The organism is Streptomyces sp. NPDC002790 (assembly GCF_040295505.1).
Lineage (GTDB): Bacteria > Actinomycetota > Actinomycetes > Streptomycetales > Streptomycetaceae > Streptomyces.
Genome location: NZ_JBEOVM010000141.1, coordinates 1 through 14,213 on the forward strand (window position 1 = coordinate 1; position 14,213 = coordinate 14,213).

Here is a 14,213-nt window from a genome sequence, read left to right on the forward strand (position 1 = left end):
GGCCACCGCCCCCCCCCGCCTCGCGCGCGCGCCGGGACGCGCCGCCCCCCCCCCCGAGGCCGTAACGCCGGTGCGGCCCCCGTTCCCCGCAAGGTGAACACGGAGTGACCGGCGGAGCGCTCGGCGCCCACCACCGCGTGGCGATGCGGCGCCCCCACCCCCCGCCCTAGATCCACGTACGTGATCGGCGCCACCCGTTGCGTCGCCGTTCACGCACAGGTCATCCCCACTGCCAACGATCCAGTACGGAAGGGCGATCCGACCGGACCCGCCCGGCCGTCACTGTCGACGCGTTCGCACTCGGGGAGACCGCGCCATGCCGCGCACACGCTCTGTCACCAAAGCCGTCGCCGCCACCGCAGAGATCGACCGCCGCGCATTCCTGACCGCGACGGGCGCGGTCACCCTCTCGGCCGGGATCGGATACGCCCTCGGCGAGACCCGCGCCGCCGCCCGCCCCGCCGCCGCCCCCGCCCGGACGATGTCCCGCAGCGCCCCGGCCGCCCCCCTCGCCCCGTACTCCCGCGGCACCACCCTCGCCGCGGTCGCCACAGCCACCTCCGCCGCGGGCCCCGGCTACCGGCGCCTGGGCGACGGACCCGCCTGGGAGCGCGTCGTCCGCACCGAACTCGGCCCCGCCCGCGGCGCCCGCGAGGCCAAGCGCAAGCCACTCGCCGCGTTCGTCCAGTTCACCGACCTCCATCTGGTCGACGTACAACACCCCCTGCGCTACGAGTACCTGCGGTCGCAGACCGCCAGCGCCTGGCGCCCGCAGGAGGCGCTGAGCGTGGCCGGAGCCGTAGCCCTCGTGGAGCGCGTCAACGCACTGCGCGGCGCCCCCGTCACCGCCTCGCCCCTCCACTTCGTCATGACGACGGGCGACAACACCGACAACAACGCCCGCTCCGAACTCGACTGGTTCCTCAAGGCGATGAGCGGCGGCCGCATCAGCCCCAACACCGGCGACCCCCGCCACTACGAGGGCGTCCAGAACAGCGGCCTGCCCCTCTACTGGCAGCCGGATGCCGCCGTCCGGGACGGCGACAAGCGGGACCACGGCTTCCCCCGCATCCCCGGCTTCCTGGCCGCCGCGATCTCCGAACTGCGCAGCCCGGGGCTGAACCTCCCCTGGTACTCCACGGTCGGCAACCACGACTCACTCCCCGGCGGCTGCTACGCGCCCGCGGACCCGTACTTCACCGAATTCGCCGTGGGCGGCCGCAAGTTGATGGACCTCGACACCGCCACCGGCAAGGCGATCTGGGACAACGTGCGGAGCGGCGGCGACCCGAAGGGCAAGGCGTTCAAGGCACTCCTCGTCTCGCACCGGCGGAAGATGCGCCGCGTGACGCCCGACGAGGCACGCGCCCCGTTCACCCCGACCGAGTACCTCGCGGCCCACCTCGACCCCGCCCACATGGGCCCGGGGCCGATCGGCCACGGCTACACCCAGGCCAACCTGGCGGACGTGACCCAGCACTACGCGTTCCGGATCTCCGACGACGTCCTCGGCATCAGCCTCGACACCACGGACCCGGCAGGCCACTACGAAGGCTCGATCGGCACGTCCCAACTGAACTGGCTGAAACGCGAGTTGAAGGCCGCGGACCGGCGCGGCGATCACGTCCTCGTCTTCTCCCACCACACCTCCAAGACGATGCGCAACCTCCGCGAGGACCCGCATCACCCCGGCGAAAGCCGACACGGCGGCGAGGAGCTGACGTCCGTCCTCGTGTCCCACCGCCCGGTACTCGCCTGGGTGAACGGCCACAGCCACAAGAACGACATCACCCCGCACTCCGGGGACGGCGGCGGCTTCTGGGAGATCTCCACGGCCTCCCACGTCGACTTCCCGCAGCTCGCCCGCATCATCGAGGTCGCCGACAACCACGACGGCACACTGTCCGTCTTCACGACGCTCATCGAGTCCTCGGCCCCGCACCGCACCGACTTCACCGACCTCACGCAGACCGGCCTGGCCGCCCTCTACCGTGAACTCTCCTTCAACGCCCCCGGCTCACGCGCCACCCTCTCCGGCACCCCGGGCGACCGCAACACCGAACTCGTGCTGCGGAAGACCTGAACCCGATCTCACCGGGGCAGCACCACGACATACGCCGCCGGGTCCCGGTCGCCGGAAGCCATCAACGCCGTCCGCACGATGGCGGCCTGCTGCTCGGCCGACTCGCGCAGCTTCTTCGGGGAGATGTGTACGACCGTGATCCCGAGCCGCTCCAGGTGCTCGCGCTTACGGGCGTACTCGCTCCAGAGCAGGTCGCCTTCCTGTCGAGGGCCCTGCCGAGTCGCCCGCGTGTCCAATTCCAGGGCAACGGCGTGGTCGGGCCAGAAGGCGTCGACGCCGCCGAGGTGCGGGCCGCCGGGGAGGCGCAGGTCCACGTTCCACACGGGGTCGGGCAGCGAGTGCTCGCGCACCATCGCGTACAGCCGGTCCTCGGCGATGGTCCGCCCCTCGGCGAGCAGTGAGTCGACGGCGTCGACGACGTGCGGCCTGGTCAGCAGTCGGGCCTGCGACAACTCCCGTACGACGGCGGCCGGTTCGCAGTGCGCGCCCCGTACGGCCGCGGTGAGCAGTCGGCGTACGGCGGACGCGTCCGACAGCCGGGCCACCGCGTCGGCGAGCGCCCGCGGCACGGGAGTGACCGGAACGCCCTTCACCTGTACGGGAGTCGGCAGCCCCGCGGTCCGGGTCAGCCGCGCGAAGGCGGTGGAGCGCAGCCGCCGGGTGCGGGGGACGAGCACGTCGATGTGGTCGAGCGAGGACAGCGGGGGAGCGCCGGAGAAGCCGTGCAGCGCGAGGGCGGCGAGCCCGGTGACCATGGTGTCGGAGTACGGCGCGCGGTCGGGGGTGTGCTGCGCCGGCACGCCGTCCGGGCGGCCGCGCCGCTCGGGGGCCCGCCCCGAGTACAGCAGCACGGCGTGCAGCCGCTCCTCGTCGCTGGGCGGGCCGGGGTGCAGCAAATACACGCCCGGCAGCAACTGTTGCCAGGATCCGCCGGCCCGGCACTGCTCCGATACGGCGGCGGCGCCCACGCCGTGTGCCTTCAGCTGCGCCGAACTCATCAACTGCCGTTGGTTCTGGGTGAGGTGGCGCAGGGGGCGGGGGGACAGCGGGGCGGGGGTGTTCTGGTTCATGACCGGGCCATTCCCGCCCGGATCGCCCCCTCTAACCGCTGTTACACCCCCGTAGGAAACTCCGGACATCGTCGCCCTAAAGGTTCCCTCTCCACTTGCCGAAAACCCCAGGCGAACCCCGGGTTACGGCCCCGATTGCCAGAGTTCGGTAACACGCCCCCCCCGGCCCCGGGGCTCTGCCCCGGCCCCGGGGCTCCGCCCCGGACCCCGCTGCTCAATCGGCATTTCCAGCCCCGCCGGCGTTTGAGACGATCTTTCAAGCCCTGCCGGCGTTTGAGGCGCGGGGTCCGGGGCGGAGCCCCGAAGCCCCGTCGCCGCGCGACACCTCCGACTACCGGGCCGCGCCCCCGTCACACTCCTGCCCCCGCAGCGACCTCGCCAGGTCGTCCCGCGCCTCAAGCACAAGCCGCCGCAACGCAGGCGCCGCCTGCTCATGCGAGGCCAACCACGCATCCGTCGCGCCCAACGTCTCCGCAGAATCCTGCAACCCGGGGAAAAGCCCCCGCACCACATCCATCCCGATCTGAATCGACCGCTCCCCCCACACCCGCTCGATCACACCGAAGTACTTCTCCGCATACCCCGCGGTGAGCCCCCGCTGCGACGGCTGCTGGAACCCCGAAATCGTCGCCTCCACCAGCGCGTTGCTCAACGCGTCCGACTCCACGACCTGCGCCCAGGCCTGCGCCTTCACGGCCTCCGAGGGCCGCGCCGCGAGGCACCGCACCTGGTGCCGCTTGCCGGAGGCGGTGTCGTCCCGCGCCAGCTCCGCCGCGAGCACGCCCTCGTCCGCGACCCCGTACGTCGCGAGCGTCTCCAGGAACGCCCACCGCAGCTCCTGGTCGACGTCGAGCCCGTCGATCTTCGCGCCACCGGAAACGTCCAACAGCCCCCGCAGCAACTGCAGATCGGCCTCGCTGGAGGCGACCGCTCCGAAGAACCGCGCCCACGTCAACTGGTGCTGGCTCCCCGGCTCCGCGACCCGCAGCTCCGTGAGCGCTCCCTCGGCGAGCAGCCGCCCACCGGCCTCGCGCCACTCGGGCGCCGCGTAGTGCACGAGCGCCGAACGCGCCCACCCGTGCAGCGTCTGGAGCACCCCGATGTCGGACTCGCGGCCCGCGAACCGCAGCACGAGGTCGATGAAGTCCCGCGCCGGCATCAACGCGTCGCGCGTCGCGTTCCACAGCGCCGTCCAGCACAGTGCCCGTGCCAGGGGGTCGGACACGTCCCCGAGGTGCTCCCGGAGCGTCTCCAGCGAGCCCTCGTCGAAGCGGATCTTGCAGTACGTGAGGTCGTCGTCGTTGACGAGCACCAGGTCCGGAGCCTCGGCCCCGGCCAGCTCGCCCACGACCGTCCGCGGCCCGTCCACGTCCAACTCGGCGCGCGCGTACCGCTCGACCGCGCCCCCGGCCGCACGCCGGTACAGGCCCACGGCCACCCGGTGCGGCCGCAGTTCGGGATGCGAGGCCGCCGCCTCCTGCACCACCGCGAGTTCGGTGATCCGGCCCTCGGCGTTCAACGTGACCTGCGGCGTGAGGGAGTTGACGCCCGCGGTCTGCAGCCAGGACCGCGACCAGGCGCCCAGGTCGCGACCGCTCGTCTCCTCCAGCGCCGACAGCAGGTCGCCCAGCTCGGTGTTCCCGTAGGCGTGCCGCTTGAAGTACCGCCGCGCGCCTTCCAGGAACGCGTCCCGTCCGACGTACGCGACGAGTTGCTTCAGTACGGAGGCGCCCTTGGCGTACGTGATGCCGTCGAAGTTGAGCTTCGCGTCCTCCAGGTCCCGGATGTCGGCCGTGATCGGATGCGTGCTCGGCAGCTGGTCCGCCCGGTACGCCCACGACTTCCGGTTGTTGGCGAAGGTGATCCAGCCGTTCGTGAACCGCGTCGCCTCCACCATCGAGAACGCGCCCATGAAGTCCGCGAAGGACTCCTTCAGCCACAGGTCGTCCCACCAGCGCATGGTGACGAGGTCGCCGAACCACATGTGGGCCATCTCGTGCAGGATCACGTTCGCGCGCCGCTCGTAGGACGCCTGCGTGACCTTCCCGCGGAAGATGAACTCCTCGCGGAAGGTCACCATCCCCGGGTTCTCCATGGCGCCCAGGTTGTACTCGGGCACGAAGGCCTGGTCGTACTTCCCGAAGGGGTACGGGTAGTCGAAGTGGTCGTGGAAGAAGTCGAGGCCCTGCTTGGTCACCGTGAAGACGTCATCGGCGTCGAAGTACGGGGCGAGCCCCTTGCGGCACATCGCGCCGAGCGGGACGACGAGCTTCGACCCGTCCTCCAGCACGCGCTCGTACGAGTCCGTCACGTAGTGGTACGGGCCCGCGACGACCGCCGTGATGTACGTCGAGATCGGCTTGGTCTCCGCGAACCGCCAGACACCGTCGACCAGTTCGCCCGTACCGTTCGACCACGCGGTCCACCCCTCGGGGGCGTGCACGCTGAACCGGTACGGCGCCTTCAGGTCGGGCTGCTCGAAGTTGGCGAAGACGCGCCGCGCGTCGGCGGGCTCGTACTGCGTGTAGAGGTAGACCTCGCCGTCCTCGGGGTCGACGAAGCGGTGCATGCCCTCGCCGGTGCGGGAGTAGGCGCACTGGGCGTCGACGACCAGTTCGTTGTCCTCCGCCAGGCTCTCCAGCTGGATGCGGTTGCCGTCGAACACGGCCGCCGGGTCGAGGTCCTCGCCGTTCAGCGACACGGCCGTCACGGACGGCGCGATCAGATCGACGAACGTACCCGCCCCCGCCTCGTTCGACCGGAACCGGATCGTGGTCACGGAACGGAAGGTGCGCGGCCCCTCGCCGGCGAAGTCGCCGACCGCGGAGCGCAGGTCGAGCGCCACCTCGTACCCGTCGACGGACAGCAGACCCGCCCGCTCGCGGGCCTCGTCGCGGGACAGATTCTCACCGGGCACGGCGGCACTCCTTCGTGACGTAACTGTTCAGCCGCCTACGATCCTCGCACGCGCCTGAGACACCGGACATCGGGGAATGGACCGGGCGCGGACCGCGTTGCCGCAGCCGAGACCACCCGGTGAACCTTGAGGAGAGCCATGTCCACCACGGATGAGAAGACCCCCGTCGACTTCTGGTTCGACCCCCTGTGCCCCTGGGCCTGGATGACCTCGCGCTGGGTCCTGGAGGTCGAGAAGGTCCGCGACATCAAGGTCCGCTGGCACGTGATGAGCCTCGCGGTGCTCAACGAGCCGCGCGTCGACGAGCTGCCCGAGGAGTACCAGGAGATGATGCGCACCAAGGCCTGGGGCCCGGTCCGCGTCGTCATCGCCGCGCAGCAGGAGCACGGCCCGGAGGTCATCGGCGACCTCTACACGGCGCTCGGCACGCGTATCCACAACCGCGGCGAGGGCCCCACGAAGGAGGCCGTCGCCGGCGCCCTGGACGAGGTCGGCCTGCCGGCCTCGCTCCTCGACCACTGGGACGGCACGAAGTACGAGGAGGAGCTCCGGGCCTCGCACAAGGAGGGCATCGACAAGGTCGGCCAGGACGTCGGCACGCCGGTCATCGCGGTGCCGGGGGCCGACGGCAACCAGGTCGCCTTCTTCGGCCCGGTCGTCACCCCGGCGCCCAAGGGCGAGGAAGCGGCCAAGCTCTGGGACGGCACGCTCCTCGTCGCCTCGGTCCCGGGCTTCTACGAAATCAAGCGCACGCGCACGGTGGGCCCGATCTTCGACTAGTCCTCCTCGGGAGGCGGCAGCGTGTACGTCTCGTCTGCCTTCCAGCGGTGCCGCAAGGTGCGGCAGTCCTTCTTGGTGCACTTCCAGTAGGTGTGGCTCTCCGCACGCGTCAGCTCCGGCTTCTTCGTACGGAGCCACTCCTCCTGGGTCTTCGTGAGGTGCACGTGTTCCTCGTAGGAGCCGCACCCTTCGCAGTTCAGGTTCTGCGTGAACGCCATGCCATGACGTTCCCCCGGAACCACCCGTACCGACAGGCCCCCGTGAGTCACATCCTCACGGGGGCCCGTCCCTTTTCCGCCCGCCAGGCGTGAAGGTTGAGAAGACGATCACGAGGCGGGACGCATCACGCGGCGCCGGCTACGGCACCAGCAGCAGGTTGTACGCCCGCTCCTTCGCGGCCGCGTACCGCTTGGCCACGTCCTGCCAGTTGACGACCCGCCACATCGCCTCGATGAAGTCGACCTTCTGGTTCTTGTACTGCAGGTAGAACGCGTGCTCCCAGGCGTCGAAGACGAGGATCGGGGTCGAGCCCTGGCCGACGTTGCCCTGGTGGTCGTAGATCTGCTCGACGATGAGCCGCCCGCTCACCGGCTCGTACGCGAGGACGCCCCAGCCGGAGCCCTGCGTGGTGGCCGCGGCCTTCGTCAGCTGCGCCTTGAAGCCGGCGAAGGAGCCGAAGGACTCCGTCAGCGCGTCCGCCAACTCGCCCACACCGTCCGCGGCGAGCGGCTCGCCGCCACCGTCACCGGTCATGTTGTGCCAGTAGATGCTGTGCAGGATGTGGCCGGAGAGGTGGAAGGCGAGGTTCTTCTCCAGGCCGTTGATGGAGCCCCAGGACTCCTTGTCGCGCGCCTCGGCCAGCTGCTCGAGGGTGTCGTTCGCACCCTTCACGTACGCCGCGTGGTGCTTGTCGTGGTGCAGCTCGATGATCTGCGGGTTGATGACCGGCTCAAGCGCCGCGTAGTCGTACGGAAGCTCAGGAAGCGTGTACGTGGCCATGTCTCTCCGTGCCCTCCGACTGCTTATTGCAACTCTATTGCAAGTGCAGGCTAACAGCAGGAGTGTCGGCCGCAACGAAAGGACCCCCGGACCAAGTGGTCCGGGGGTCCTTTCGTGCTGAGCTCGTTGCGGTTACTTCTTCTCGGCCAACTTCTGCCGCGCGTACCCGACCGCCGCGAGGACGACCGCCAGGCCGCCCGAGAAGTACAGCTGGACCCGGGTGTCGTGCTCACGGGCCATCAGCACGAAGACGGCCACCATGCCGACGAGCGCCAGGATCGTGAGGTAGGGGTACGCCCACATCTTCACGACGAGCTTCTCCGGCGCCTCCCGATCCAGCTTGCGGCGCAGCACCAGCTGCGAGACGGCGATGAAGAACCAGACGACGAGGATGATCGCGCCGATGGTGTTGAGCAGCCAGGCGAAGATGTCGTCGGGGCGCCAGTAGCTGAGCAGCACGCACACGAAGCCGAAGACGGCCGACATCAGGACGGCGGCGCGCGGCACACCGCCCGTGACCTTGCCGATGACCTTCGGGCCCATGCCGCGGGCGACCAGCGAACCGGCCATGCGCGAGGCGCCGTAGATGTTGGCGTTCATGGCGGAGAGCAGCGCGACGAGGATGACCACGTTCATGATCTGGCCGGCCGCGGGGACACCCAGGTAGTCGAGCGTGGCGACGTAGGGGCCCTTGGTCGGGATCTCCTTCGCGGTCCAGGGCAGCAGGACCACGACGACCGCCATCGACCCGACGTAGAACAGGGCGATGCGCCACATCGCGGTGCGGACCGCCTTCGCGACGCCCTGGACCGGGTGCTCCGACTCGGCGGCGGCGATCGTCACGGTCTCGAGGCCGCCGTATGCGAAGACCGATGCGAGCAGGCCGACGATCAACCCCTCCGTGCCGTTGGGCATGAAGCCGCCGTGGCCGGTGAGGTTGGACATGCCGGGGGCGTCGGCGTCGGGCAGCACGCCGAGGATGGCCAGGATGCCGATGACGAGGAAGAGCACGATCGCGCCGACCTTGAGCGCGGCGAACCAGAACTCGAACTCGCCGAAGTTCTTCACGGCCGACAGGTTCGTGACCGTGAACAGCAGCATGAACAGCGCCACCCAGGCCCACTCCGGAACCCCGGGCACCCAGCCGTGCACGATGCCGGCCGCACCGATGCCCTCCAGGCCGACGGCCACACAGAGCAGGAACCAGAACGACCAGCCGGCGGTGAACCCGGCCCACGGCCCGATGCCCCGCTCGGCGTGCACCGAGAACGAACCCGAGGCCGGGTACGCGGCCGCCATCTCGCCCAGCATGCGCATCACGAGCATGACGAGCGCGCCGGAAATCGCGTAGGCGAGGATGATCGACGGGCCCGCGGCGGCGATCGCCGTGCCGGAGCCCACGAAGAGGCCCGCGCCGATCACGCCGCCCAGCGCGATCATGGAAAGATGTCGCTGCTTGAGGCCGTGCGACAGCGACGGCTCGGCCGGAGCCTGCTCGTCCGGTCGCGCGTCCGTACCCTCCGCAGGGGACTGCGCTGAGTTCCGAGACATGGGTGTGCCCTGTTCAGTAGCGGTGACGGTCCTGTCGGCCCTGATGTAAACGGTGCGTAAAACCGCCACAGTGTCCGTGCCCGGCCCGCTCATAGGGAATAGGTTTCCGGTATACGGACACGACGCTCACACGCCGCAATGATCATGTCGACGTTCGGTGAACGTGTGGATACCGCTCAGGCACGCCGCGCGCGCAACTCCCGTACGCCCGCGACCGCGAGGACGAACAGCGTCGCCCCGGTCGACCACAGCAGCTGCGGCCGCGCCGTCGCGTCGGTCAGCATCAGGCCGAAGACGGCCGCCATCGCGGCGATCGCCACCCAGGTCAGATAGGGGAACGCCCACATCCGCAACACGAGGCGCTCGGGGGCCTCCTGCTCGATGCGCCGCCGCAGGCGCAGCTGCGACACGGCGATCAGCGCCCACACGAACAGCAGCACCGCGCCGACCGAGTTGAGCATGTAGAGGAAGATCGTGTCCGGCCACTCCAGGTTGAGCAGGACCGAGAGGAACCCGAAGGCCACCGAGGCCAGGACCGCGCGGCGCGGCACCCCGCCACCGCTCACCTTCAGCAGCGACTTCGGCGCCTCGTCGCGCTCGGCCAGCGAGAAGATCATGCGCGAAGAGCCGTAGAGGTTGGCGTTGAGCGCGGAGAGCAGCGCCACGAACACCACGATGTTCATGATCTGCGCCGCCGACGGGACCCCGATCGAGTCGAGCACGGTGACGTACGGGCTGATCCCCGCCTTCTGCTCGGTCCACGGCAGCACGGTCACGATGACCAGCATCGAACCGACGTAGAAGAACAGGATCCGGTACACCGCGCTGCGCACCGCGCGCGCCACCGAGCGGGCCGGATCCTCGGACTCGGCGGCCGCGATCGTGACGACCTCCAGGCCGCCGAACGCGAAGACGACCGCGAGCACTCCGGAGACGACGCCCTCCCAGCCGTGCGGCAGGAACCCGCCGTCCCCGCTCAGATGGGAGAGGCCGACGGGATCCGTGTCCGGCAGGATGCCGAAGATCGCCAGCGTGCCGAGGATCAGGAACGCGACGATCGCGAAGACCTTCAGCGCGGCGAACCAGAACTCGAACTCGCCGAAGTTCTTCACCGCCGTCAGGTTGGCGACGGTGAACACGACCATGAAGAGCAGCACCCACGCCCACTGCGGGACGCCCGGCACCCACCCGTTCGCGATCTGCGCCGCGCCCGTCGCCTCGACGGCGAGCACCACGACGAGCATGAACCAGTAGAGCCAGCCCGCGCTGAACCCCGCCCACCTGCCGAGCGCCCGCTCCGCGTGCACCGAGAAGGAACCGGACGCGGGCATCGCGGCGGACATCTCGCCGAGCATCCGCATCACCAGCATCGCGAGCGCGCCCGCGATCAGGTACGAGACGACGATGCCGGGCCCCGCGACCGCGATACCGGCGCCCGAGCCGACGAACAGGCCCGCGCCGATGACCCCGCCGAGGCCGAGCATCGTGAGGTGGCGCTGCTTCAGCCCCGCGGAGAGTGGTTCGTCGTGCGTGGGGGGCATGGAGCTTCAGCCGATCTCGGATGTGCTGGTCGCGCGGGCGTGCGCGGTTTGGCGGGAACCTACAGTCTCCCGTTCAAGCACCTCCGCACGCAAAACGGACTCTCCCAGTGACGAGCATCACCTTGTACGGGGTGTACGCGCCGTTGTTTGTTCGGAGTCCACCAACACGGCGTGGGCCCCTTTGTCGACCGGCGACCGTGATCGGCCCAACTCCCCTGGGATAGCGTCACAAAGTCCCGTCCTGTCCTGCCCGACCGCAAGGTCCTCTCACTGAACGCGGAGTCCCCATGAGCACCGCCGCTGTCACGACCGCCCGCCCGGGCAAGGTCCTGGCCGACCTTCTCCCCGCCTCCCGCGCCAAAAACATCGCACTCGTCGTCGGTGGCGCCGCCCTCACCGGCATCGCCGCGCAGATCGCGATCCCGATCCCGGGCTCGCCGGTGCCGGTGACCGGACAGACCTTCGCCGCGCTGCTCGTCGGCACCGCGCTCGGCGCCCGCCGCGGCTTCCTCGCGCTCGCCGTCTACGCGCTCGCGGGCATGGCCGGCGTGCCGTGGTTCGCGGAGGGCGGCTCGGGCATGGCGATGGCCTCGTTCGGCTACGTCATCGGTCTGATGCTGGCCTCGGCCGCCGTCGGCGCGCTCGCCCGGCGCGGCGCCGACCGCTCGATGCTGCGCACCGCGGGCACGTTCCTGCTCGGCGAGGCGATCGTCTACGCGGTCGGCGTCCCGTACCTGGCCCTGTCCACGGGCATGGGCCTCACGGCCGCGATCGCCGCGGGCCTCACCCCGTTCCTCATCGGCGACGCCCTGAAGGCCGCCCTGGCAATGGGCGCCCTCCCCACGGCCTGGAAGCTCGCCGACAAGTAGAGGCCCCTCAACCAAATCAAGCCCCTGCGGCGATTGAGCAGGTCTTTCAAGCCCCGCGGCGGATGGGCCAATCAAGCCCCTGCGGCGATTGAGCAGCGGGGTCCGGGGCAGCGCCCCGAGACGTCAACCCCGGACCACCGCACCACTCAAGCGTTCCGCCGCTGCACCTTCTCGCGCACAAGCGCAACCACAACCACAAACGCCGCAACGAGCAACGACAGCAGAACCTGCTCCCGCCCCGCGTCATCCGTCAACATGTACACCAGCACAAACGAAATCGCCGCGATCGTCGCCCACGTCAGATACGGGAACAGCCACATCTTGACGACCAGCTTCTCCGGCTGATCCCGCAGAATCATCCCCCGCATCTTCAACTGCGTGAAACAGATGACGAGCCACACGAACAACGCGACGGCTCCGGAGGAGTTCAGCAGGAAGTTGAAGACGGTGTCCGGCCACTGGTAGTTGAACCAGACCGCGAGGAACCCGAAGACGACGGACCCGAGGATCGCGACCCGCGGCACACCCCGCGACGTGGTCTTCGCGAACGCCTTCGGCGCGTCACCGCGCTGCCCGAGCGAGAAGGCCATACGGGAAGCGGTGTACAGCCCCGAGTTCAGACACGACAGCACCGCGGTCAGCACGATGACGTCCATGACCTGCCCGGCGTGCGGAATGCCGATGGAGTTCAGAGCGGCCACATAGGACCCCTCCTTGACGATCGACGGATCGTTCCACGGCAGCAGCGTGAGCACGACGAAGATCGAGCCCAGGTAGAAGATGGCGATACGCCAGATCACGGAGTTCGTGGCCCTGGTGACCGCCTTCTGCGGGTTCTCGGACTCACCGGCGGCGAGCGTGACGATCTCGGAGCCCATGAAGGAGAAGACGACCATCAGGACACCGGTGAGGATCGCGCCGGGCCCCTTCGGGAAGAAGCCACCGGAATCGGTGAGATGCCCGAGACCGCTGCCCGGGTTGTCCGACCCCGGCAGCACCCCGAACACGGCGAGCAGCCCGACGATCACGAACGCCGCGATCGCGACGACCTTGATCCCGGCGAACCAGAACTCGAACTCTCCGTACGAGCCGACGGCCGCGAGGTTCACGACGGTGAGCACGACCATCACGATCAGCGCCCACCCCCACTGCGGGACGCCGGGTATCCAGTTGTTGAGGATCTTCGCGCCGGCGGTCGCCTCCACGGCGAGCACCACGACCCAGAAGAACCAGTAGAGCCAGCCGATGGAGAAACCGGCCCAGCGGCCGAGCGCCTGGTCGGCGTAGGCGGAGAAGGAACCGGACGAGGGCCGCGCGGCGGCCATCTCGCCCAGCATCCGCATCACGAAGACCACCATCGCGCCGACGAGGGCGTACGAGACGAGGATGGCGGGTCCCGCGGCGGCGATGCCGGAGCCGGAGCCGACGAACAGGCCGGCGCCGATGACACCGCCGATGGCGATCATGGACAGGTGCCGGTTCTTCAGCCCTGCCTTGAGCCCGTCACCTTCGCCGCCGGTGGGCGGCGTACCGGAGGATGGGGCCCCGGTGGTGGGGGACGACTGCGTGGTCATGCACGGGTCCTTACGTTTGCGCGGTAAACGTGCGTCCGCATTCAACGCACCCGGGGGCTCGGGTGGAAGCTTTGAGTCCGGATCGTTGTCAAGGGCACGACCAGGGGCGCGGCGGGCACCCGGACGCGGCTACCCGGCGCGTGTCGTGCCACACTCGGACCCATGCGCGTGTACCTCGGCTCGGATCATGCCGGCTACGAACTCAAGAACCACCTGGTCGAATGGCTCAAGGCCCACGGCCACGAGCCCGTCGACTGCGGGCCCCACATCTATGACGCCCAGGACGACTACCCGCCGTTCTGCCTCCGCGCCGCGGAGCGGACGGCGGCGGACCCCGACGCCCTCGGCGTCGTGATCGGCGGCTCGGGCAACGGTGAGCAGATCGCCGCGAACAAGGTGAAGGGTGTCCGTGCGGCCCTCGCCTGGAGCGAGCAGACCGCTGCGCTCGGCCGTGAGCACAACAACGCGAATGTGGTTTCCATCGGTGGGCGGATGCACACGGAGGCCGAGGCGACGAAGTTCGTCGAGATCTTCCTCTCGACGGCCTACTCGCACGAGGAGCGCCACCAGCGCCGCATCGACATGCTGTCGGCCTACGAGTCCTCCGGCGTCCTCCCCGCGATCCCGCCCCACCACCCCCAGCAGGACTGACCCCACCCGCGCTAGACGCCTCGGGGCTCCGCCCCGGACCCCGCTGCTCAATCGCCGCAGGGGCTTTAAATACCAACTCCCGCGGCTCGTGAAATGCCAACTCCCGCGGCTCTTGAAACGCCAAGCGCCGCGGGACTTGATCTGTCGATCGCCGGCGGGGCTTGATCCATCAAGCCCC

General features: G+C 69.7%; 11 protein-coding genes. 4 read left to right on the top strand and 7 right to left on the bottom strand.

The window, feature by feature from the left end; genetic code table 11:
- Positions 1-316: 316 nt before the first annotated feature.
- Entirely contained in the window at positions 317-2,083 is a 1,767-nt protein-coding gene (locus ABT004_RS32975; RefSeq protein WP_351344278.1) for a TIGR03767 family metallophosphoesterase, read from the top strand.
- Positions 2,084-2,091: 8 nt separating this feature from the next.
- Here ABT004_RS32975 and ABT004_RS32980 read toward each other — a convergent pair whose 3' ends face one another.
- The gene (locus tag ABT004_RS32980; RefSeq protein WP_351344281.1) at positions 2,092-3,153 is read right to left on the bottom strand and encodes a hypothetical protein; all 1,062 of its coding nucleotides are present in this window, start codon (positions 3,151-3,153) and stop codon (positions 2,092-2,094) included.
- A 331-nt stretch (positions 3,154-3,484) separates the two neighbouring features.
- Entirely contained in the window at positions 3,485-6,070 is a 2,586-nt protein-coding gene (gene pepN / locus ABT004_RS32985) for an aminopeptidase N (RefSeq protein ID WP_351344284.1), read from the bottom strand.
- Positions 6,071-6,208: 138 nt separating this feature from the next.
- Between pepN and ABT004_RS32990 the strand changes: the two genes are divergently transcribed.
- A complete protein-coding gene (locus ABT004_RS32990) occupies positions 6,209-6,850 on the top strand; it encodes a mycothiol-dependent nitroreductase Rv2466c family protein (RefSeq protein WP_351344287.1) in 642 nt (213 codons plus the stop codon).
- Here the strand turns inward: ABT004_RS32990 and ABT004_RS32995 are convergent.
- The 4 genes from ABT004_RS32995 to ABT004_RS33010 form a co-directional block, all read right to left on the bottom strand.
- Entirely contained in the window at positions 6,847-7,068 is a 222-nt protein-coding gene (locus ABT004_RS32995) for a hypothetical protein (protein WP_351344290.1), read from the bottom strand. The genes ABT004_RS32990 and ABT004_RS32995 overlap by 4 nt on opposite strands.
- Before the next feature lie 139 nt (positions 7,069-7,207).
- Positions 7,208-7,849, bottom strand: coding sequence for a superoxide dismutase (locus ABT004_RS33000; protein WP_351344293.1), 642 nt, complete (start codon positions 7,847-7,849; stop codon positions 7,208-7,210).
- Positions 7,850-7,981: 132 nt separating this feature from the next.
- Positions 7,982-9,400 carry an amino acid permease gene (locus tag ABT004_RS33005; protein WP_351344296.1) on the bottom strand — a complete coding sequence of 473 codons (1,419 nt, stop codon included), beginning with the start codon at positions 9,398-9,400 and terminating at the stop codon, positions 7,982-7,984.
- Positions 9,401-9,576: 176 nt separating this feature from the next.
- A complete protein-coding gene (locus tag ABT004_RS33010; protein WP_351344299.1) occupies positions 9,577-10,941 on the bottom strand; it encodes an amino acid permease in 1,365 nt (454 codons plus the stop codon).
- A 287-nt stretch (positions 10,942-11,228) separates the two neighbouring features.
- Here ABT004_RS33010 and ABT004_RS33015 point away from each other — a divergent pair, with 287 nt between their 5' ends.
- Positions 11,229-11,810 (top strand): biotin transporter BioY, encoded by a 582-nt coding sequence (locus ABT004_RS33015; protein WP_351344302.1) that lies wholly within the window; start codon positions 11,229-11,231, stop codon positions 11,808-11,810.
- A gap of 146 nt (positions 11,811-11,956) precedes the next feature.
- Here ABT004_RS33015 and ABT004_RS33020 read toward each other — a convergent pair whose 3' ends face one another.
- A complete protein-coding gene (locus tag ABT004_RS33020; protein ID WP_351344305.1) occupies positions 11,957-13,384 on the bottom strand; it encodes an amino acid permease in 1,428 nt (475 codons plus the stop codon).
- Positions 13,385-13,546: 162 nt separating this feature from the next.
- Here ABT004_RS33020 and ABT004_RS33025 point away from each other — a divergent pair, with 162 nt between their 5' ends.
- Positions 13,547-14,035 carry a ribose-5-phosphate isomerase gene (locus tag ABT004_RS33025; RefSeq protein ID WP_351344308.1) on the top strand — a complete coding sequence of 163 codons (489 nt, stop codon included), beginning with the start codon at positions 13,547-13,549 and terminating at the stop codon, positions 14,033-14,035.
- Positions 14,036-14,213 lie beyond the last annotated feature (178 nt).